Here is a 20,449-nt window from a genome sequence, read left to right on the forward strand (position 1 = left end):
AGTGTTTTTAAAATTTCTGAAAATAGGCTATAAAAAAAGGGTGTGGAATTCCACACCCTAAACTTCTAGTACAGATCTATATTCTTTTTTTCCAAATTGAAAAATTGCCAATAATATAAGTAGTAAAACGGCACTTATCATATGGAAATAGCTAATACCATGGAACCATTGGATAACGGCACCTCCAAGGAAAGGTCCTAACAGACTGCCAAGACTAAAACAAACCCCACAAAGCAAGTTGCCAGTAGGCAGTAGGTTTTGAGGCATAAGGTCTGCCATATAGCTAATCCCTAGTGAAAACGTGGAACCAACCATCATACCGGCAAGACCAAAGCAGAGCATTAAACCTAAAATAGAAGCTGAGTCTTCAAGAATACTTGCTAGAAAAAATGCGCTCATTCCGGATGTTAAAACAATGAGTAACACATTTCGTCGTCCCCATTTATCACTTAGCATACCAAGGGGGAGTTGTGTAATAATACCTCCAATTGCAAAGGCTGTAAGCAGTAAGGATACGTTTGTGACATTTATTCCAATCCGAAGACCATACACTGGGAAGATTCCGTTTAGAGATGACTCTAAAAAACCATATCCTAGAGGCGGTAAAAACGCTACCCAGCCGTATTTCCATGCTTCTTTAAAGCGTTGTAGTGTATCAAAGATCGTATTAACCTTCAATTCCTGTTCAGGAATTTCATTTTTTAAGAGTAAAAGAAAACACCAGCCTATTAAACATAATAGGGATGAAATTAAAAAAGGTAACGCTTCATTTATGGTCACGAGTGGAGTCATCAGTGGCCCTACAGCAAAACCAATTCCGAAGAAGAGACCATATAATGAAATATTTCGTCCTAAATTATTCTTTGTAGAAAAAGAGGTAATCCAAGTTTGTGTAGCAAAGTGCAAGGCATGATCTCCAATTCCAATGATAAAACGAAGTGCAAACCAAAACCAAAAAGAGCTCCAGACTGGAAATAGGGCGAGTGAGACGGTAACCAATAGACCACCGGCCATAATAATAGGTTTGTATCCATATTTTCTTAACGGATTTTCCATAAAAGGAGAAGCTAATAAAATGCCTATATAAAGTGCGGTAGCGTTTAGTCCGTTTAAGGTAGAATTGATACCGTTATTTTCAAAAATGACAGCGATCAAGGGTAAGAGCATACCTTGTGAAAAGCCTGATATTGCCACAGTGCTGACCAAGATCCAAAATCGAATTCGACTATTCATAGTGACCCTCAATTCATTAAACTATTTATTCATTCATACAGATGGTAACACCGTTTTTTAGGAAGTGCCACCTTTAAATCTGGAAAGGCAAAGTTTTAGAAATATGCAGTGATAAAAAGGTATACTAATACTATGAACATGAAGGGGGAATTCAGATGAAGTTTGAAATGAAAGAAGTTGGATTTAAGACAAATCTAGAATATGGTGAGCTCCATGTAGCGGGAAATGAGGAGTATGGATTCCGCCCATATCAGTTAATGGTGGCATCTATAGCTGTATGTAGTGGAGGTGTTCTTCGCACTATCTTAAGTAAGAAGAAGATAGTAATTGAAGATATGAGCCTATCAGCTGATGTGGTTAGAAATGAGCAAGAGGCAAACAGAATTGAGAAAATAATGATTCACTATACAATTAAGGGTAATAATTTAGATTCTACCCAAATTGAGAAGGCCATACATCTAGCAAGTAAGAACTGCCCGATGGCGCAGTCGGTAAAAGGAAGTATTGAAATTGAGGAAACGTTTGAATTGATTTAATAAGGATCTAGATGAAAAATAGTAAAGCGACTTGTCACAGTGACAAGTCGCTTTACTATTTCTTTAGGAATTTAGGAATGAAAAGCTTTAGGGTAGGTTAAGTATAACAGTTAATCTGAATGTTGTAAATATTCTAATTAATTTTAATTTCAAATTCTCCTTGGTTAGAAAAGTTTTTGGATAATCCTAAAAAGAGTAGTAGAGACTAAAAACAAATTTAGAATATGGAAAGGAGCAGTTGAAAAATATGAAGGTAGTATTAACCGCATTTTTATCTTGTCTTCTTCTTTTCAATAATGTAATCATGACTCATGCAGAAAAGGCAGATAAAAAAACAGAAGAAGAGAAAACAGAGGAAAAGCAAGTTGACGAGAAGTTTAAGATTCCAAACTCGGTGATGAATATCACCAAAGAGAACACGTATCCGAATCCTACTCAAGATTTACCTTATCTGCAGCCAAGTGATTTGGCTCAGCAGCTGATTGAAACAGCGGATGTTCCGATAGAAAATCCGGATTTAATTAGAATGTTAAACGAAACCACCATATCAGATGCACCACTAGCATTTGGTTACCGAGCAACGATCTATATGGGGCAGTGGCCACTCTTCTATGAGTCAAGTGAAACAAGTGCCAACTGGGAGTATCAAAAAATCAATACGAACATGTATGATAACCGTGGCGGAAAAATTGCACATCAAATCCACTACCAACAAGAAGCTGAGAAGCATGTAAAGGGTGGATTAACAGCTAAAATTGAAAGCGCAGAAGATGTGAAGAAAATGATGCTATTAAAAGCGATGCAAAAAACAAACTTACCTTTATCTTTCCAAACCATTATCGGGGGTGGAACCAAAAAGGATCAAGTTTACAACATTGCACCTAAACGTCTAGGCTATCTATACGGATATGCACCAGCAATCAACGAAAAAGGAAAGGTTACGTTTGGTGAAGTGTATCTAGTCCTTAAAGGAAACAAGCGTACTCTCGTCATTAAAAATATCACGTCTCAAGGAATAGGTGCCTGGATTCCAATCCAAGACCATGTCTCCTTTGGTTTCCTTGTATCGGAAAAGCCGAGATAAATAGATCTTTTTATAGCTATTGATAATTAGTAATTAGTTATTTGGTTGTTTGTTTGGTCGTTTGTTTGGTTGTTTTAACACAGTAAAGCGGTGGGGGACAGGCCCCCACCGCTTTACTGTGTTAAAGGTAGCTATTTTGTTTGCAACGCGCATTAAACAACAAAAATGTGTACACAACATTTAATTTATGGGCATACTATACATGTACATAATAAGAATGTAAGACGAGGAGAGCTAAAATGGGTAAAGCGACGACTGATAAGGATTCACAATTATCTTATTTAAAGAACCGATTAGAGATGTTTATGGATGTAATTGATCATTTAGATCCAGAGCACGCTGAGCTTGAGGATATTGATCGGTTAATTCAGATACTTGATGATATGGAAGTAAAGGTTGAACAATTCAAGAAGGACAAGTAAGTGAGGATTCCATCAAAATAGCAGTAAGTACGAGAGGGTTGAGTGATCTCAATCCTCTTATGTATTTATGAATATGCATTATATTCTTGTTCCCCTCTAGCATTCAATAGAAGGAAATAAAATAGAGATGAAATAATCTCCAATGGGTGACTGGCTATACATTCCGTCGTATAATAGAAGATGGTAAATATATAAAGACGTGTTTGCGTCATCCCATTTGGGTTACGGGGGAAAGGAGCAAGACTATTATGCAAAAGTTACAAGAAAGTATGTACAAGCTTATTGTTGAAACTTCTACTAACTTACCGAAAGATGTTCGCCGTGCGATTAAAGCTGCAAAAGAAAAAGAAAATGCAGGTACACGTGCTGCGATGTCTCTTGCGACCATTACAAACAATATTACGATGGCAGATGAAAACGTTTCACCTATCTGTCAGGACACTGGTTTACCAACGTTTAAGGTGAAAACTCCAGTTGGAGTAAATCAGTTGAAAATTAAAGAAGCTATTAAAGCGGCAATGGTTCAAGCTACTAAGGATGGGAAAATGCGACCAAACTCTGTTGACTCTCTTACAGGTGAAAACAGTGGAGACAACTTAGGGGATGGAGTACCTGTCATTAAGTTCGAACAATGGGAAAAGGACTACGTAGATGTTCGCCTTATTTTAAAAGGAGGCGGCTGTGAAAATAAAAATATCCAATATAGCTTACCATGTGAGCTTGAAGGGTTAGGTCGTGCTGGACGTGATCTTGATGGAATCCGTAAATGTATTATGCACTCTGTGTATCAGGCACAAGGTCAAGGCTGTAGTGCCGGCTTCATCGGTGTAGGAATCGGTGGAGACCGTTCAAGTGGTTATGACTTAGCAAAAGAGCAGCTATTCCGTTCTGTTGACGATGTGAATCCAAATGAGGATTTACGTAAACTTGAAGAATATGTGATGGCAAATGCTAATGAGCTAGGAATTGGAACGATGGGCTTTGGTGGAGAAACCACTCTTCTAGGATGTAAAGTTGGTGTGATGCACCGTATACCAGCAAGCTTCTTTGTATCTGTTGCTTATAACTGTTGGGCGTTCCGTCGTCTTGGTGTAAAGCTAGACCCGGAAACTGGTGACATTCAAGACTGGATGTATCAAGAAGGAGAAAAAATTGATTTCTCTAAAGAGGTAGCGGCTACTTCAGAAGAAGTAAAAGAAGAAACAAGAGAAGTGGTATTAGAAGCGCCTATTACAGAAGAACAGATTCGTGAATTAAAAGTGGGCGATGTAGTTGTCATTAACGGTATGATCTACACAGGCCGTGATGCGATTCATAAGCATCTATCCACAAATGATGCCCCTATTGATTTAAATGGTCAAGTTATTTACCATTGTGGACCAGTTATGTTAAAAGATGAAGAAGGTAAATGGCATGTAAAGGCGGCAGGACCAACAACAAGTATCCGTGAAGAACCTTATCAAGGTGATATTATGAAGAAGTTTGGCCTTCGTGCTGTTATCGGAAAAGGCGGAATGGGTGCAAACACACTAGCAGCCTTAGAAGAACATGGTGGTGTCTACTTAAACGCAATCGGTGGCGCAGCACAATACTATGCAGACTGTATCCAATCAGTTGAAGGTGTTGACTTAATGGAATTCGGAATCCCTGAAGCCATGTGGCACCTAAAAGTAAAAGGGTTTAAAGCTGTTGTTACCATGGACTCACATGGAAACAGCCTTCACAGAGATGTTGAAAAGACCTCTCTTGAAAAGCTTGCCCAATTTAAAGAGCCAGTATTTAAATAATCTGCAATAAGACAGGTGAACTTCACCTGTCTTTTCTCTTGGTTCAAAACCGACAAAAATCAACAAAATCCGACAGGTGCCTGGCACCTGTCGATTTTTATTGTGGTTGGAAAACCTTTCAGAGCATGATTTTAACGACAAGTTAGAAACTAGAAGTAAAGGAATGAAAAATGTACTTCATATAAATGATCTGGTATGGAAAGGAGTCGGTTTGATGTTTGTAAGAAGAGGAATTATGTTATGTGTAACCTTTCTTTTATTACTTCCTGCTTTTACACAGGCTAGTGCTACTACCTACTCCAATGCAAAAATTCATTGGGGGTTTAAGAAAAGTGTCAATCATGAAGCACCTTCAGCAGGAAAGCAGTTGGAGGATTTGCTAGCAGAGTACAATAGTTTTTACTTAGGAGATCCTACGAAGAAGGAGATTTATTTAACTTTTGATAATGGATATGAAAATGGCTATACAGGTGCTGTCCTAGATGTATTAAAGAAGAAAAAGGTACCAGCTACATTTTTTGTGACAGGATATTATCTAAAAGACCAACCTGAGTTAATAAAACGCATGGTGAAGGAAGGTCATATTGTTGGGAACCATTCTTGGCACCATCCCGATTTAACAGAAGTTAGTGATGTAAGATTGAAAAAAGAATTAGAACTAGTGAAAGAAGAGTATGAATCCCTAACCGGACAGAAAGGAATGAACTATCTACGAGCTCCTCGAGGAATATTCAGCGAGAGAACGTTAGCCCTTTCTGAAGAGTTAGGTTATGTTAATGTTTTCTGGTCATTAGCCTTTGTCGATTGGTATACAGATAAACAAAAAGGTTGGAAATACTCGTATGATCAAGTGATGAAACAAATACATCCTGGATCGATCCTTTTATTGCATACCGTTTCTAAAGATAATGCAGAAGCTTTAGAGAAAATTATTACTGATCTTCAAGCAGAAGGTTATGTATTCAAAAGTCTGGATGATCTTATGATGGAAAGAACACTTCCACACCCGTGGTTGTTTAGTTACCAAGAAGAAGTTTCGTCTATGTAACACATGTCGATGTTCTTAGTACATGTCTAAGAACGTCGGCTTTTTGTTGTTTCCTATATTGGTGTAAGCTACCATCATTTAGAATAGCCACTTTTAATGATATAATACGAACAAAATAAACTTTGTTCAAAAAGGGCGATGAACTTGTGGCATGAGTATATAGAAATAAAAGGGCCATATTGCTTTGAAGCGGTATTAGAGCGACTAAGTATGGATCCATTAAATCACATTAATCAGCAAGAAAAAATCATTACCATTCCAATTTACATAAATGATGCCAAAGAGGTTGTAACCATTCAAGGAACTGGTACAATTAATAACCCAAGCTTTCACGTTTCTGGAGGAGAAAATAAAGGTGAAGTTCTAAAGGAAGTAAGAAGGATTTTTCAATGGGATGTTCCACTTGAACAGGTATATCAACATTTTGCAAAGACTAACCTACATGATTTAGCTAAATTGCATATTGGTACGCCGTTGGTCTTAGATATGAATCCTTATTTAAGTCTAATTAAGTGTATTATTCATCAGCAGATAAATATGAAATTTGCTTTTACGCTTACTGAAAGATTTGTTAAAACATTTGGGGAGAAAAAGGATGGTATTTGGTTTTATCCACGACCAGAAAAGGTAGCCTCCTTATCTATTTCAGATTTACGCTCCTTACAATTTAGCCAGAGAAAAGCAGAATATATCCTAAACATTTCTACATTACTCGCAAATAACGACTTATCCATACAAGAGTTGGCTAGGATGAACAGTGAAGAGGTCATACAAACATTAATCAAGATTCGTGGAGTGGGTCGTTGGACCATCGAGAACCTATTATTATTCGGGTTTGGTCGACCCAACTTATTTCCTAAAGCAGATATCGGCATACAAAATGCAATAAAATTGTACTTTGGTTTAGAAGAGAAGCCGGACATAGAAGTAATGAACGATCTTTCAAAGGAATGGGAGCCATATTTAAGCTATGCGTCCCTGTATCTTTGGAGAAGTCTAGAAAAGAAAGTAAATGGAGCGATTAATAGTGAAACATAAACAACAAGAAGGTGCTGTTTTAGAAGTAGGACAAGACTTTCCTATTACGATAAAAAGACTAGGAATTAATGGAGAAGGCGTCGGATTTTTTAAACGCAAGGTTGTCTTTATCCCAGGAGCCTTACCTGGAGAAGAAGTCGTAGCTAAAGCAACAAAAGTCCTTCCTTCAATCATTGAAGCTAAAATAAAGAAGATTAGAAAAAAATCACCAGACCGCGTTGCACCCCCTTGTCCGGTTTTTGACCAATGTGGAGGGTGTCAACTTCAACATCTAGATTACCAAGCACAATTACGAGAAAAAAGAGATATAGTACTTCAGGCTTTTGAACGATATACAAAACTACCGTTAGAAACACTTGACGTCCGCTCAACCATTGGAATGGAAGAACCGTGGAACTACCGTAATAAAAGTCAGCTTCAGGTAGGACTTGAAAAACAAAAAGTCATTGCTGGACTATATGGTATGAACTCACATGAACTAATCGACATAAGTGATTGTATGGTACAACATAAAAGTACCAATCATGTCACACAAGTGGTAAAAACGATCCTTCAAGATCTACAGATTCCCATTTATCATGAGCGTACAAGAAAAGGTCTCATCAGGACTATTGTAACGCGAGTTGGTGTCAAAACGGGTGAGTTACAGGTAGTACTGATCACAACCAAGAAGGACATACCACGTCGTGAACTTCTAATTAAAGAAATTCAAAAGCAGTTGCCGGAAGTAAAGTCCATTATGCAGAACATTAACGGAGAAAAAACATCTCTGATTTTTGGTACTGACACCTTGCATATGGCAGGAAAAGAGACCATACAGGAAGTACTTGGAGATTTATCATTCGAACTTTCAGCCAGAGCGTTCTTTCAATTAAATCCAATCCAAACCGTTAAATTATACGACGAAGTAAAAAAAGCGGCAGACCTTAATGGGACAGAAAAAGTACTTGATGCTTATTGTGGTGTAGGTACGATTGGATTGTGGTTAGCGAAGGAAGCGAAAGAATTACGTGGAATGGATGTCATTCCTGAATCCATTGTAGATGCGAAAAAAAATGCAGAACAGCACGGCTTTAGTCATGCAAAATATGAAGTAGGTAAAGCAGAACAAATTCTACCTAAATGGGTAAAAGCCGGCTGGAAACCTGATGTTGTCGTGGTAGACCCTCCAAGAACCGGATGCGATCAAGGACTGTTAGACACGTTAAAGAAAACAAAACCAAAGAAAATTGTCTATGTTTCCTGCAATCCTTCTACCTTAGCAAAAGATGTGGCAGCTCTAGGGAAGTTATACAATGTCTCTTATTTGCAGCCAGTAGATATGTTCCCTCACACATCACATGTTGAGGCTGTCGTACAGCTTATCTTGAATAGTAAATAAAGATAATTGAAAAAAGCGCCTCCAAGCTAACTTTGGAGGTGCTTTCTTCGTATAGTAAGTACTATTTATGCCTTTCTTATGGTTTTAAAAGTGTATATAAAAAGTTTTCCTTGAATAGTTTTTATTTAAATATTCATAAAATAAAAACTATTTATCTATCGTTATTTTAATATTGTAATATATAAAAAAGTTAGTATAATTGTAACAATACTTGTTAAAAGACAATTGTCCTTCCAGGGAGGACACGTGGGTTGTTTTTTAGAAATGGGGTAATCATAGTTGAAGATGATAATGGATAATTGGAATAAAATAGGATTGGTAAAACAAATAATTATAGGTTTATTCCTCGGTATTGTTTTAGCTTTATTAGTACCAGTAGGAGCAGCACCTGTTGTAATTTTTGGTTCGATATTTGTTGGCGCATTGAAAGCAATTGCTCCTTTGTTAGTGTTCTTTTTGGTAATGTCGGCGATTGCTCAACATAAGAACCGCCATAAAACAAATATGAAAACTGTTACGGTTCTTTATCTTTTAGGGACTTTTTTAGCGGCGTTAATTGCTGTCATTGCAAGCTTTATTTTTCCTGTAAGCTTAACTCTTGTTCAGGGAGCAGAAGGGTTAACTCCTCCTGGTGATGTTGTTGAGGTGCTAAAATCAGTACTCTTAAATATCGTCGATAATCCAGTTAAAGCCATTTATAATGCTAACTATATCGGAATATTAGCATGGGCTCTCCTTCTAGGTTTAGCTTTAAGACATGCTGCTGAAACGACTAAAACAATGATTGCGAATATATCAGATGCTGTTTCTAAATTAGTTACTTGGATCATTAAACTTGCTCCATTTGGAATAATGGGACTAGTATTTGAATCAATTACTACGAATGGTATAGGAGCGTTACTAAGCTACGGGAAACTCCTTGCGATTTTAATTGGATGTATGATCTTTGTATCACTAGTTGTGAATCCAATCTTAGTTTATGCTCTAATTAAACAAAATCCTTATCCATTAGTATTTAAGTGTCTAAAGGAAAGTGGTATGACAGCATTCTTTACTCGAAGCTCTGCTTCTAATATTCCGGTTAATATGAAGTTGTGTGAAGATCTTGGATTAAATAAAGAAAGTTATTCAGTTTCAATCCCATTGGGTGCAACTATTAATATGGCAGGGGCAGCTGTTACGATTTCTGTTATGGCGCTTGCAGCTGTACATACACTTGGGATTCAAGTCGACCTTACTACAGCCATTATCCTTAGTGTGTTGGCGGCTTTATCGGCTTGTGGTGCATCCGGAGTTGCAGGAGGATCTTTATTGTTGATTCCACTAGCTTGTAGCTTGTTCGGGATTCCTGCAGATATCGCGATGCAAGTTGTAGGAGTCGGCTTTATAATTGGTGTGTTACAAGACTCTTTTGAAACGGCCCTTAACTCCTCTACAGATGTTCTTTTCACAGCAGCTGCTGAATTTAGGGAATGGCGCAACGAAGGTAAGGATATAACGATCAAAGGATAAATTTCTATATGTATGAATTTTAAAACTTTATAGTATCGATGGCTTGAATAACTAAGGTATGATCTAAGTAACTTTCTAAAGTGCTAATGATCATGCCTTTTTTTGTGTGTAGTAATGAACTAGGAAAGGAGAATGGAGTTGAAGCTATTAATGAATATGCTTTTTCCTTTATTGTATTCTCACATTCTCCTACATTTATTTGCGGTGGTCGAAGATGGAGTGTTGCATGGAAATCGTTTTGTTCCTTGGAGACAGATTCAATCATTCGTTTTTGTTCCGATTTATACACTCCATATGTATTATGGTTATTCACAAGAAGTAAATGATAGATATGAATTAATATTGAAGAAACGCTTATTTACATTAAGTTGTATTGTTGCTTCAGAAGAGATGAAGGAAAGACTCACTCAAGCATTAAGTGAACAGGGGATAGCAAAAGAAGAAGTTGTACAAACGAATTGATTATAATGAGGCAGACCTTAAAGGAATCTGTCTCTTTTTTGTTGTTAAAAGGAAGGTTTTGTCATTGACATAAATTTTACAATAATGTTACTCTGATTTAGTTGTTTACCATATTAGCAATTTAATAGGATAAAGGATTTTGGAGTGAATGATGATGAATGCAGTTTTAGTTTCAGTTATTTTATTATTAGTTCTTAGTCTAGCCCGTGTTCATGTTGTGGTGGCACTTGCAGTTGCCGCTTTAGCTGGTGGACTATTAGGTGGACTTGGATTAGAAGACACCATTTCAGTTTTTAGTGAAGGATTAGGAGGAAGTGCGACCGTTGCATTAAGCTATGCACTTTTAGGTGCATTTGCGGTTGCTATTGCTAGAACAGGATTACCTGAAGCAATGGTAAACGGCGTAACAAAAATAGTTGGAAGAAAAAATGACTCAAAAAAGAAAAACTTATCGAAAGCATTAATTTTCTTTTTACTTACTATTATTGCTTGTTTCTCACAAAATGTGGTTCCCATCCACATTGCGTTTATACCGATTTTAATTCCACCTATTTTAAAAATTTTGAATGAACTAGGTGTCGACCGACGAGCAATTGCGACGATGTTAACGTTTGGCTTGACAGCACCTTATATTTTTCTTCCGTATGGATTTGGCGCAATCTTTCATGGAATCATCGCCGATAACATGGCGCAAAATGGATTATCTGTGGAGCTTGCTTCCATTCCTAAGGCAATGCTACTTCCAACGGTAGGGCTAGTAGTTGGTTTACTTATTGCAGTGTTTTTCACTTATCGCAAGGATCGATATTATCAAAATAAAAACATTGTAGGTGCAGCAAAAGAAACGAAGGTTTACTCAATACGCTCCATTGTAATAGCTATTGCCTCAATTCTCGTTACATTAGTGGTTCAAACCGTATCTGATTCAATGATTGTTGCAGCGTTAGCTGGTTTAGTCATTCTATTAGGAAGTGGCTCTGTTAAATGGAGTGAAGCGGATGATGTCATTACTGATGGGATGAAAATGATGGCTTTCATTTCCTTTGTCATGCTAACGGCTTCAGGTTTTGCTTCTGTTATTCGTGAGACTGGACATGTTGATTTATTAGTCTCGCAAACAGCAAATATGGTTGGAGATAGTAAAGCAGCGGCGGCATTACTGATGTTAGGAATTGGTCTATTTATCACAATGGGAATCGGTTCATCATTTGCAACTATTCCGATTGTAGCAACTCTACTTGTTCCGTTAGGATTAGAGGCTGGATTTTCTTCTCTAGCGATTATTGCTCTTATTGGAACAGCAGGTGCATTGGGTGATGCGGGCGCACCGGCGTCAGATAGTACATTAGGACCGACAGCCGGATTAAACGCTGACGGTCAGCATAACCATATATGGGATACTTGTGTACCAACTTTCCTTCACTTTAATATTCCATTGTTTATCTTTGGTTGGGTTGCAGCAATGCTTTTATAATAAAACAAAAATAAACCTATTCACGAATATGTGATAGGTTTTATTTCATTTCCATAAAGCTATTTAATATATTCCATAGACTTCATAGCCTTATTAGAACGGTAGTAACTGTAAAGCCCAAAAGATAAAACACCTGTCCCGATCACAATGGATACGTAGCTTGTTCTCTCTAAGAAAATATTTTGATCGAAGAATTCAATTAGAGCTGCAGCTGTAGCGAAAAAAGCTAGTGAAGTTCGTATAAAGGCCAATAACGTTCGTTGGTTGGCTAATTTCGTTCTTTCCATTCCTAATCGGGTTCGCTCCCATGCTAGTAATTCTTCCGGAGAGATAGAAATAATCTCATTTTGAGTAGAGGTTTTCGTATGTTGTGAGTTTTCTTTATTTTGTTGGATGATGTGTTGAAGTTGCTGAACAGACTCAATAGCCTCTTGTAATTTCTTTTGCTCCTGTAAAATTTTGAACACACCTTTCAAGATTGTATGATGAGTAATGTGTCAAAAGATAGATGACTTTATCATAACCCAAATATCGCTTTTTTATGCTGTCGTTTAGAACAACATAAAACGGGGTAAATCAATCTCTAACACTTGTTAGGAGGGATTTACAAATGGTTATGTATATTTCCATACTCATCATCCTAATCCTTTTAGTAGTGTGGAGAATTTGGAGCAAATCTATTTGGCAAACTGTTTTAGTTGTTTCGGACTATCACTCAGAAGATGAAGTAAGAGAAAAATATAACCAACTAGTAAAGAAACGTGTGCGATGTAAGCTTAAGACAGAAATGCAGAGTCCAGGGATAGCAAGGGTAGATGAAATGGGAGCGGGGCAACCTCAGCCTAAATGGAGAGTATTAAAATTACTCGTTCATAAAAACGATGTAAACCAGATAAGTAAATAGTTTAGCTTGGGGGAATAAGGATACTAGAAGCCTTATTCCCCTTTACTATTACAAGAGTTTTTCCTTAATTTTGGAAAAAACTAGCATGTACATGACATTTATCATAGTCTTCATTATGACATTTATGACTTATCGCATTTACCTAAATAGTATAAACTACTTCTAGTGAATGCCGATCCCTTTCTATGGAATCTAGGCTTTAGAGGAGGAACTAATACGTGAGTAAGTCAAGTATCGCTCAATTGAAAAAAGATGTTTCCCCATTCGAGGAAAGTAATACAAGAACAAGTATTATTCAAGTTATAAATACATTAGGACCATTAATTATCTTGTGGTACGTAGCCTATTTAAGTCTATCGGTATCATATTGGTTGACTCTTCCAATATTGATTGTAGCATCAGGTTTCTTAGTTCGAACTTTTATATTATTTCATGATTGCTGCCATCAATCTTTATTTAAGAACCGAAAGGTAAACGATATTCTCGGTACAATTACGGGTGTGCTTACATTAGTACCTTACCAACAGTGGAAGCATAGTCATTCTGTTCATCACGCAACTAGTAGTAATCTAGATAAAAGAGGCACAGGAGATATGTGGCTTCTAACTGTAACTGAATATGCCGAAGCAACAGCTTGGACAAAATTCAGTTATCGTGTTTACCGAAATCCGATTGTGATGTTAGGAATCGGGCCGATTGCGACGTTTTTAATTCAATACCGCTTTAATCGTAAAGATGCAAGAAGAAAAGAACGGATCAATACGTACATTACTAATGCATCAATCATTGGATTATATGGATTATTAAGCTTGCTAATTGGTTGGGAAGCCCTCGTGCTTATTCAGGGACCTATCTTTTTATTCTCTGGTATGCTAGGGATTTGGTTATTTTACGTACAACATCAATTTGAAGATTCTTACTTTGAAAATGAAGATGAATGGAGTTATGTACAAGCTGCCGTAGAAGGAAGCTCATACTATAAGCTTCCAAAGGTACTTCAATGGATTACTGGTAATATTGGTTTTCACCATGTTCATCACTTAAGTCCAAGAGTTCCAAACTATAACTTAGAGAAGGCTCATAATTCAACACCGCCACTTCAAAAGGCGACAACGATTACGATTGCGACAAGTTTTAAGTCGTTAAAATATCGTTTATGGGATGAGCAAACTAAGACCTTCATTAGCTTTAAGGAATTAAAAGATTATCTTCCTGTAAAAGATGAAGACGGTAATAGTATAATGGTTTCCATGAAAGCAGGAAGTCCAAGCCTTCAATCCAAATAATTGAAACATGACCCCCATATCACTTGTGAAACAAGATGAATGGGGGTTTATGTGCTAAAATAAACAGAAGAAAAGCAAGAATGAAAGGAAGCGGCAACATGAAAAAATGGGGGAATGTCTTTAAAAGGAACACAGGTTTAAGTCCGTTTGTTTGGATTATTTTTTACATACTTCCTTTTTACTTTATCTTTCATTCATCCTCTACCTATGAAATAGCCTTTGGGATCGCGATGATTATCATGTTTTTTATTTGTTATGTGCTTTCGTTCGTTTCCAAAGGGTGGCTTGTCTATTTTTGGACGAGTCTAGAAATTGCGATATCAAGTGCGATGAGTTTACTCTTCGGCTATATTTATTTTTCTCTCTTTCTAGCTTTTCTGATTGGACATCTGAAAAATAAAATTGCTTTTTTTATCCTATATATCATCCTTTTAGTAAGTACGTTCGCAACTGTCAATTACGGATTTGTCACGGGAAATCGGGTTCTGATTACCCAATTGCCATTTGTTTTTATTAGTATTCTTGCAGTTATTATCTTACCAATTAGTACCTATAATAAAAATAAAGAAGATCTACTACAAGGAAAGCTTGAAGATGCAAATAAACGGATCTCGGAACTCGTGAAACTAGAGGAACGTCAACGAATTGCCCGTGATCTTCACGATACCTTAGGGCAAAAGCTATCCCTAATTGGTTTAAAGAGTGACCTTGCTAGCAAATTAATAACAAAGGATCCAAGTCGGGCCAAAAGTGAGATTTACGATGTTCAACAAACAGCCAGAATTGCTTTAAAAGAAGTTCGTGAAATGGTTACACAAATGAGAGGAATTAAGCTTGAAGATGAAATTAACCATGTTAGACAAATTCTTGACGCTGCCGACATAAACTTTGTAATAGAAGGGAAGCCAAGACTCTCTAACATTTCACTAATCGTGGAAAATGTCCTTAGTATGTGTATTAAAGAAGCTGTAACAAATATTGTCAAGCATAGCAAAGCCAGTACATGCACGCTGAAAATCGCTCCTTCTGTCAATGAACTTAAGGTAATGATTATAGATGATGGAATAGGTATTGAACATATAAACGAAGATTTCAAAGGGAACGGTTTGCAAGGGATGCTTGAACGCTTAGAATTTGTAAATGGAAGCTTATCAATAGAATCAAATAATGGAACGTCTATCATTCTGAATGTTCCTTATACACATATTAACGAGGAGGTGACGAAATGATTCGTATTGTCATTGCTGAAGATCAAGGTATGTTGCTTGGTGCATTAGCTGCATTGATTGATTTGGAAGATGATATGGAAGTTGTCGGAAAAGCTGGTAATGGAGATGAAGCCGTTACGCTTGTTCATCAGTTGAAGCCAGATATATGTATAATGGATATTGAAATGCCAGGGAGAAGTGGACTTGATGCTGCTGAAGAGTTAAAAGGATCTGGATGTAAGATTATGATTTTAACTACTTTTGCGAGATCCGGTTATTTTGAGAGAGCCGTTAAGGCAAATGTATTCGGATATATGTTAAAAGACAGTCCAAGTGAGGAATTGGCGAATTCAATCAGAAGTGTCATGGAAGGTCGGAGAATTTACGCATCGGAGTTAATTGATGAAGCATATAGTCAAGAAAATCCCTTAACAGAACGTGAAAGTGCAGTCATTGAACTTATGGCTGAAGGGAAAAGTACAAAAGAAATAGCCAGTCAGTTATTTATCACGACTGGAACAGTACGTAATTACATATCTGTCATACTTGATAAGCTTGAAGTAACAAACCGAATTGAAGCGATTAAGAGATTTAAGGAAAAAGGTTGGTTTAGGTAGACTTTTTCATGATGTTATGATGTTCCATCCAATAGGGTGGAGCATTTTTTAGATTGTATTAGTAGAAATGTTTAAAAAGGAAAAAATAGTATTTATTGAATATATATTATTTAGGCTGTGTTAAAGTACAGTGTTGATTTTTAGCAGAGTTTATTGAAGTGGAAGGACGCGAGACTCCTGTGGGCTCCCGGACTCGCCCACGGAAAGCGAGTGTCCTGGAACGAAAATCAACAACAAGGTTTTACAGAGCCATTATTTAATACTTGGAGAGTGAGCCACTTGAAAGTAAGCGAAAAGGCATATGTTGTTAGGAATTATATTGAGGATGATGCAAGTAAGATTGGAGAATTTAATTTTATGGCGATGCTTGCCTATCAATATAACAAAGACTATGAGACAAGCAATATATTTTGTGCTGTAGATGTTGAGGGGCATGTTCTTGGAGTAGGCCATGTTGTACCTGATCAGACGTGGTACTTACTCAAAGAATCTAATCAACCAGAAGATTTTGTCTGTAAGTTAAATGTAGATCTTTCAATAAATGATCATATTGCTAATAGCGAGATTGTCATAGATGATTTGTATGAAGCGCTACTAAAGAGGGCTAAACATTTGAGAGCAGGGTATCCATCCAACAAATTTAGTCTCAATCATGTGATAGAGTCAGATGATAGAGAAGAGATTGACTATTATCTTTCAAAAGGCTTCGTGACGAAGAGGAATCATCTTATTATGAAGAGGAATTTGACTGAACCAATACCAACTTATGAGTTGCCAAATAATATAACGGTAAAGAATTGGAGAATGGATACTCCTGAGGAGCAAGAGCAATATCTTGCTGCAGAAGATGCAGGAGACGAAATCGGGGGTGCGTGGAGCTTGAATCATCTTCGTTGGACTAAATCTGGGTCTGAATGGGATACATTTACGGCCTTTGCTGGAGATCAAGTTGTAGGGAGCGTGATGACTTGGGGACTGGGGGAAGAAAGAAGTGCAACGGAAAGTATATTTGTCCTACCAGAGTGGAGACGAAAAGGGATTGCGAAAGCTATAATTACGAAAGCACTAAAATTCTTAAGGGAAGAAAAGGGGAAAACGGAAGCAACTTTAGGTGTGTTCGGTGACAATGCAAAAGCGATAGCTTTATATCAATCTCTTGGATACAGGATGCTTTCTATCAACATTGAGTTTGGTTTAGAGATATAAGTATAATGTATGGGAAGGAATACTATAGGTGACGGAAAGGAAGTCTAATGAAACAAGATGCGAACTATTATATAGATCACTTAAAATTAATACCACATCCAGAAGGTGGTTTCTACAAAAGCACCTTTGCATCAGATATGTATTCTTCTGTGCATGGGAAGGAACGTAGATTATACACAAGTATTTATTTTCTACTCCGTTCAAAAGATATTTCTCACCTGCATAGGCTAAAGTCAGATGAACTATGGTACTTTCATGGAGGAAGTCCGCTAACTGTTCATATCATTAATGAGAGTGGCGAATATGAAGAAGAAAAGTTAGGACTTAATTTGGAAAAAGGAGAAGTTCCTCAAATCCTTGTTCCTAGGAATTGTATTTTTGGTTCATCTGTAATGGAACCAGATACATTCTCACTCGTGGGATGTATGGTATCTCCTGGTTTTGACTTTGAAGACTTTGAGTTGTTTACACAGGATGAGCTACTTAAGGATTATCCACAACATGAAGCAGTGATTAAAAAGCTTGCTTATAAAAACGCCTAGGGACTTTATAAAACTTCCCTAGGCGTTATCTTTTTATCGTTAGCCTCTAATGGCTCCGTGCGGAAGCACCGCATGAACGCCTTTTACACCATTTACCACTTGAGTAATTCGTAAGTCTACCGCAACACTAGCTAACGCCGTCGCTTCTGTTTTTTCAATATGATACTGTGACTGGATAAACTGAACCATTTCGTCGAGGGCGATAGCTGTTGCTTCGTTTAAGTCTTCATGGAATCCAAATGTAATCCAGTCCGTTGGTGTTTTAGCTCTTGGCATGTTGATGTTCATATCTTCATGAACAATTAAGGTAATATCAACATAATCCATCGGGCATTCAATGGCTGTACCAGATACTTCACCGTCCCCTTGAAGCGCATGACCGTCACCAATTGAGAAAAGGGCGCCTTCTACTTCAATCGGTAAGAATAAGCTCGTCCCCCTAATTAATTCTTTACAATCGATATTACCACCTACTGAACGAGGAGGAGCTGTCGGATGAACTCCTTCACTAGCAGGAGCCACTCCCATTAATCCCATAAATGGCTGTAAACCTACATGGAATTTTCTTTCCCCTATTGTACAAGTACCTGTCATCGTTTCAGGTTCTAAAGCCCAATCCAGCTGAACTTGCTTAGATTCAGTGATCCCTAGCTTTTCATTTTGCCAGCTCTTGTTACCTCCTGACCAATTTCGACCATACCATCCTGGAACCAGCTCATTTACTCTCACTTCTAATACCATTCCAGGTTTTGCCTCTTTTACAGCAATCGGTCCAACAATAGAATGTCCAGGACGCTCTTCCTTTTCTCTTGATGTATAAACAGTGCGTTCTACATTTCTTGCTGGTGAATATCCCCACTGGATATCGGGGGTCGTCAAATGAAGAGAATCCCCAGAGTTGACTGTAATAATCGGTTGATACTCCTTACTAAAAGAACCATGTAAGAACTGTTGTTGTAATTCTATTTTATGTATCATATGTTCACTCCTTAAGAAAATAGGTCAGGTATTATTATTTCAATAGAGGAATACAAAAGTCCTTTTAATTTCGTGACCCTAAATTACTCTTTTCTTAGGCCTTTTCGTAGGACTTATGAAATTCAATATTAATAATGATAGTGGAATGGAGCGAAAGACACTTGCAATCAAATCTCACTAAAGCAACAAGGTATAACGACATAGCGTTATCTTAAATAGAAAATAAAAGAAAATTTTGGTAAAATAAAAATATTCTCAAAATATAGCAGATTAATCTGTACAACAACATAAGGAGAATAAAATGATCAAACCAAAAACAAAAGCATTTTGGAAAACTACCTTAGCGTTAATTATTGGTTCTATCGTTGTATTTGGAAATGTTTATGTGACACAGCCAATCTTACCGGTATTAACGGAAGAATTTCAAATTAGCTCATTGATGGCTAGTATGTCTGTTTCTTTGGTCATTTTTTCACTAGGTTTATCTTTAATAGTATACGGCCCTCTTTCAGACAGTTTTGGAAGAAGGGGAATTATGTATGTTTCCATGTTTTTGGCATCTGTTTTAACAATCTTAATGGCATATGTGACAAAATATGAATGGTTGTTAGTGCTCAGGATGCTACAAGGGGTATGTTTAGCAGGTATACCTTCCATCGCAATGGCTTATATAGGGGAGGAATATGAAAAAAAGGCGATTCCACTTGCTATTGGTTTGTACATAGGAGGAAACACAATAGGAGGAATGGGAGGACGCGTGATAAGTGGGTTTCTTACCGATCAATATAACTGGAGAGTTACCCTATTGGTATTAGGTTGTATTAGTTTTCTTTGCTTTATCTTGTTTGTACTATTATTGAAACCATCAGAACATTTTGTTGCTAAGAAGCTAGATTGGAAGCTAGCGTTACGAGATTATAAATCTCATTTACATAATAAAACGCTTCTTTTTGCTTTTCTAATTGGCGGGTTGCACTTCTTAATTTTTGTTGGACAGTTTAATTATTTAACCTATTTTCTTAGTGATGAACCGTATTCTCTTTCAACAACATTGATTGGATTGCTATTCTTGACCTATCTTGCAGGTACAATAAGTTCATCCTTGGCTGGTAAAATGGCGGATCGCTTACCATTAACAACCTGTATATTATTAGGGATACTCATCATGTTTGTAGGACTCTTATTCACTTTATTTCATCACATTCTTCTCATTATTGCTGGGGTGCTTTTATTCTGTTTTGGTTTCTTTTTAGCCCATTCCATATCAGCCTCATGGGTTAGTAAGTACGCAAGTTTTGCGAAAGCGAGTGCTTCAGGTCTGTATTTAATTATTTATTATATAGGTGGAAGTATTGGCCCGTTTTATTTAGATCCATTTTGGAGTAATATAAGCTGGCCGGGCGTCGTGATTGGTTGCTCATGCATCCTGGTCGCGACAGGCTTTCTAAGCTTTAAGCTAAAGCTTATTGAAACACCGGTTGTTTATTTACAAGAAAAGAAGAGTACTAGTTAAAAAGAACTATAAAAGGATATTTATATTTCTATATTTTTCTATTTTATAGGAACATATACCAATAAAATGCTTGCATATAGGAACATATTCCTATATTATAAAAATAAGTAATAAATAAATAGACATGACAAAGGCAAACCCATTGAAAGATGGCGACGCAAAGCTAAAGGGGCTAAGATCTCATTGATTATGCCAGCCAGTTACCGATAGAACATCTT

At 37.1% G+C, this 20,449-nt stretch carries 20 protein-coding genes and 1 riboswitch; of the genes, 17 read left to right on the top strand and 3 right to left on the bottom strand.

Annotated features, from left to right (window positions below; all coding sequences use genetic code 11):
• Nucleotides 1-57 precede the first annotated feature (57 nt).
• Complete coding sequence (locus tag LT143_RS10945; RefSeq protein ID WP_246943020.1) at nucleotides 58-1,233, bottom strand: MFS transporter; 1,176 nt, start codon at nucleotides 1,231-1,233, stop codon at nucleotides 58-60.
• A gap of 155 nt (nucleotides 1,234-1,388) precedes the next feature.
• Here LT143_RS10945 and LT143_RS10950 point away from each other — a divergent pair, with 155 nt between their 5' ends.
• From LT143_RS10950 to LT143_RS10995, 10 genes are all read left to right on the top strand, one after another.
• On the top strand, nucleotides 1,389-1,769 hold the full coding sequence (locus tag LT143_RS10950) for an OsmC family protein (protein WP_246943021.1): 381 nt from the start codon (nucleotides 1,389-1,391) through the stop codon (nucleotides 1,767-1,769).
• 247 nt (nucleotides 1,770-2,016) lie between these two features.
• Nucleotides 2,017-2,853 (top strand): YfkD famly protein, encoded by an 837-nt coding sequence (locus tag LT143_RS10955; protein WP_246943022.1) that lies wholly within the window; start codon nucleotides 2,017-2,019, stop codon nucleotides 2,851-2,853.
• Nucleotides 2,854-3,092: 239 nt separating this feature from the next.
• Nucleotides 3,093-3,275, top strand: coding sequence for an SE1561 family protein (locus LT143_RS10960; RefSeq protein WP_246943023.1), 183 nt, complete (start codon nucleotides 3,093-3,095; stop codon nucleotides 3,273-3,275).
• 248 nt (nucleotides 3,276-3,523) lie between these two features.
• Nucleotides 3,524-5,062, top strand: coding sequence for a fumarate hydratase (locus LT143_RS10965; protein WP_246943024.1), 1,539 nt, complete (start codon nucleotides 3,524-3,526; stop codon nucleotides 5,060-5,062).
• 235 nt (nucleotides 5,063-5,297) lie between these two features.
• Nucleotides 5,298-6,110 (top strand): delta-lactam-biosynthetic de-N-acetylase, encoded by an 813-nt coding sequence (gene pdaA, locus LT143_RS10970; RefSeq protein ID WP_418909827.1) that lies wholly within the window; start codon nucleotides 5,298-5,300, stop codon nucleotides 6,108-6,110.
• A 144-nt stretch (nucleotides 6,111-6,254) separates the two neighbouring features.
• Nucleotides 6,255-7,148 (top strand): DNA-3-methyladenine glycosylase family protein, encoded by an 894-nt coding sequence (locus LT143_RS10975; RefSeq protein WP_246943102.1) that lies wholly within the window; start codon nucleotides 6,255-6,257, stop codon nucleotides 7,146-7,148.
• Nucleotides 7,123-8,529 (top strand): 23S rRNA (uracil(1939)-C(5))-methyltransferase RlmD, encoded by a 1,407-nt coding sequence (gene rlmD / locus LT143_RS10980; protein ID WP_246943026.1) that lies wholly within the window; start codon nucleotides 7,123-7,125, stop codon nucleotides 8,527-8,529. The genes LT143_RS10975 and rlmD overlap by 26 nt, the downstream gene beginning before the upstream one ends.
• Before the next feature lie 285 nt (nucleotides 8,530-8,814).
• On the top strand, nucleotides 8,815-10,041 hold the full coding sequence (gene sstT, locus LT143_RS10985; RefSeq protein ID WP_418909828.1) for a serine/threonine transporter SstT: 1,227 nt from the start codon (nucleotides 8,815-8,817) through the stop codon (nucleotides 10,039-10,041).
• Nucleotides 10,042-10,179: 138 nt separating this feature from the next.
• Complete coding sequence (locus tag LT143_RS10990) at nucleotides 10,180-10,503, top strand: hypothetical protein (RefSeq protein ID WP_246943028.1); 324 nt, start codon at nucleotides 10,180-10,182, stop codon at nucleotides 10,501-10,503.
• 154 nt (nucleotides 10,504-10,657) lie between these two features.
• Nucleotides 10,658-11,977: a Na+/H+ antiporter family protein gene (locus LT143_RS10995; RefSeq protein ID WP_246943029.1), complete on the top strand. Its 1,320-nt coding sequence runs from the start codon at nucleotides 10,658-10,660 to the stop codon at nucleotides 11,975-11,977.
• A 59-nt stretch (nucleotides 11,978-12,036) separates the two neighbouring features.
• Here the strand turns inward: LT143_RS10995 and LT143_RS20575 are convergent, their stop codons facing one another.
• On the bottom strand, nucleotides 12,037-12,444 hold the full coding sequence (locus tag LT143_RS20575; RefSeq protein WP_246943030.1) for a DUF202 domain-containing protein: 408 nt from the start codon (nucleotides 12,442-12,444) through the stop codon (nucleotides 12,037-12,039).
• A 143-nt stretch (nucleotides 12,445-12,587) separates the two neighbouring features.
• Here LT143_RS20575 and LT143_RS11005 point away from each other — a divergent pair, with 143 nt between their 5' ends.
• The 6 genes from LT143_RS11005 to LT143_RS11030 all read left to right on the top strand — a co-directional run bounded on the left by LT143_RS11005 (nucleotide 12,588) and on the right by LT143_RS11030 (nucleotide 17,740).
• On the top strand, nucleotides 12,588-12,881 hold the full coding sequence (locus tag LT143_RS11005) for a hypothetical protein (protein WP_246943031.1): 294 nt from the start codon (nucleotides 12,588-12,590) through the stop codon (nucleotides 12,879-12,881).
• 218 nt (nucleotides 12,882-13,099) lie between these two features.
• Nucleotides 13,100-14,167 carry a Delta(5) desaturase DesA gene (desA, locus tag LT143_RS11010; RefSeq protein ID WP_246943032.1) on the top strand — a complete coding sequence of 356 codons (1,068 nt, stop codon included), beginning with the start codon at nucleotides 13,100-13,102 and terminating at the stop codon, nucleotides 14,165-14,167.
• Nucleotides 14,168-14,265: 98 nt separating this feature from the next.
• Nucleotides 14,266-15,396, top strand: coding sequence for a sensor histidine kinase (locus LT143_RS11015; protein WP_246943033.1), 1,131 nt, complete (start codon nucleotides 14,266-14,268; stop codon nucleotides 15,394-15,396).
• On the top strand, nucleotides 15,393-15,992 hold the full coding sequence (locus LT143_RS11020) for a response regulator transcription factor (protein ID WP_246943034.1): 600 nt from the start codon (nucleotides 15,393-15,395) through the stop codon (nucleotides 15,990-15,992). The genes LT143_RS11015 and LT143_RS11020 overlap by 4 nt, the downstream gene beginning before the upstream one ends.
• 210 nt (nucleotides 15,993-16,202) lie before the next feature.
• Complete coding sequence (locus LT143_RS20580) at nucleotides 16,203-17,198, top strand: GNAT family N-acetyltransferase (RefSeq protein WP_246943035.1); 996 nt, start codon at nucleotides 16,203-16,205, stop codon at nucleotides 17,196-17,198.
• A gap of 47 nt (nucleotides 17,199-17,245) precedes the next feature.
• On the top strand, nucleotides 17,246-17,740 hold the full coding sequence (locus LT143_RS11030) for a cupin domain-containing protein (RefSeq protein WP_246943036.1): 495 nt from the start codon (nucleotides 17,246-17,248) through the stop codon (nucleotides 17,738-17,740).
• Nucleotides 17,741-17,779: 39 nt separating this feature from the next.
• Here the strand turns inward: LT143_RS11030 and LT143_RS11035 are convergent, their stop codons facing one another.
• Nucleotides 17,780-18,718, bottom strand: coding sequence for an acetamidase/formamidase family protein (locus LT143_RS11035; protein ID WP_246943037.1), 939 nt, complete (start codon nucleotides 18,716-18,718; stop codon nucleotides 17,780-17,782).
• Nucleotides 18,719-19,019: 301 nt separating this feature from the next.
• Here LT143_RS11035 and LT143_RS11040 point away from each other — a divergent pair, with 301 nt between their 5' ends.
• Complete coding sequence (locus LT143_RS11040) at nucleotides 19,020-20,231, top strand: MFS transporter (protein ID WP_246943038.1); 1,212 nt, start codon at nucleotides 19,020-19,022, stop codon at nucleotides 20,229-20,231.
• 122 nt (nucleotides 20,232-20,353) lie between these two features.
• A riboswitch (cyclic di-GMP riboswitch) is annotated at nucleotides 20,354-20,439 on the top strand.
• Nucleotides 20,440-20,449: the final 10 nt, after the last annotated feature.

The organism is Bacillus pinisoli, assembly GCF_023036475.1.
GTDB classification, from domain to species: domain Bacteria; phylum Bacillota; class Bacilli; order Bacillales; family SA4; genus Bacillus_BS; species Bacillus_BS pinisoli.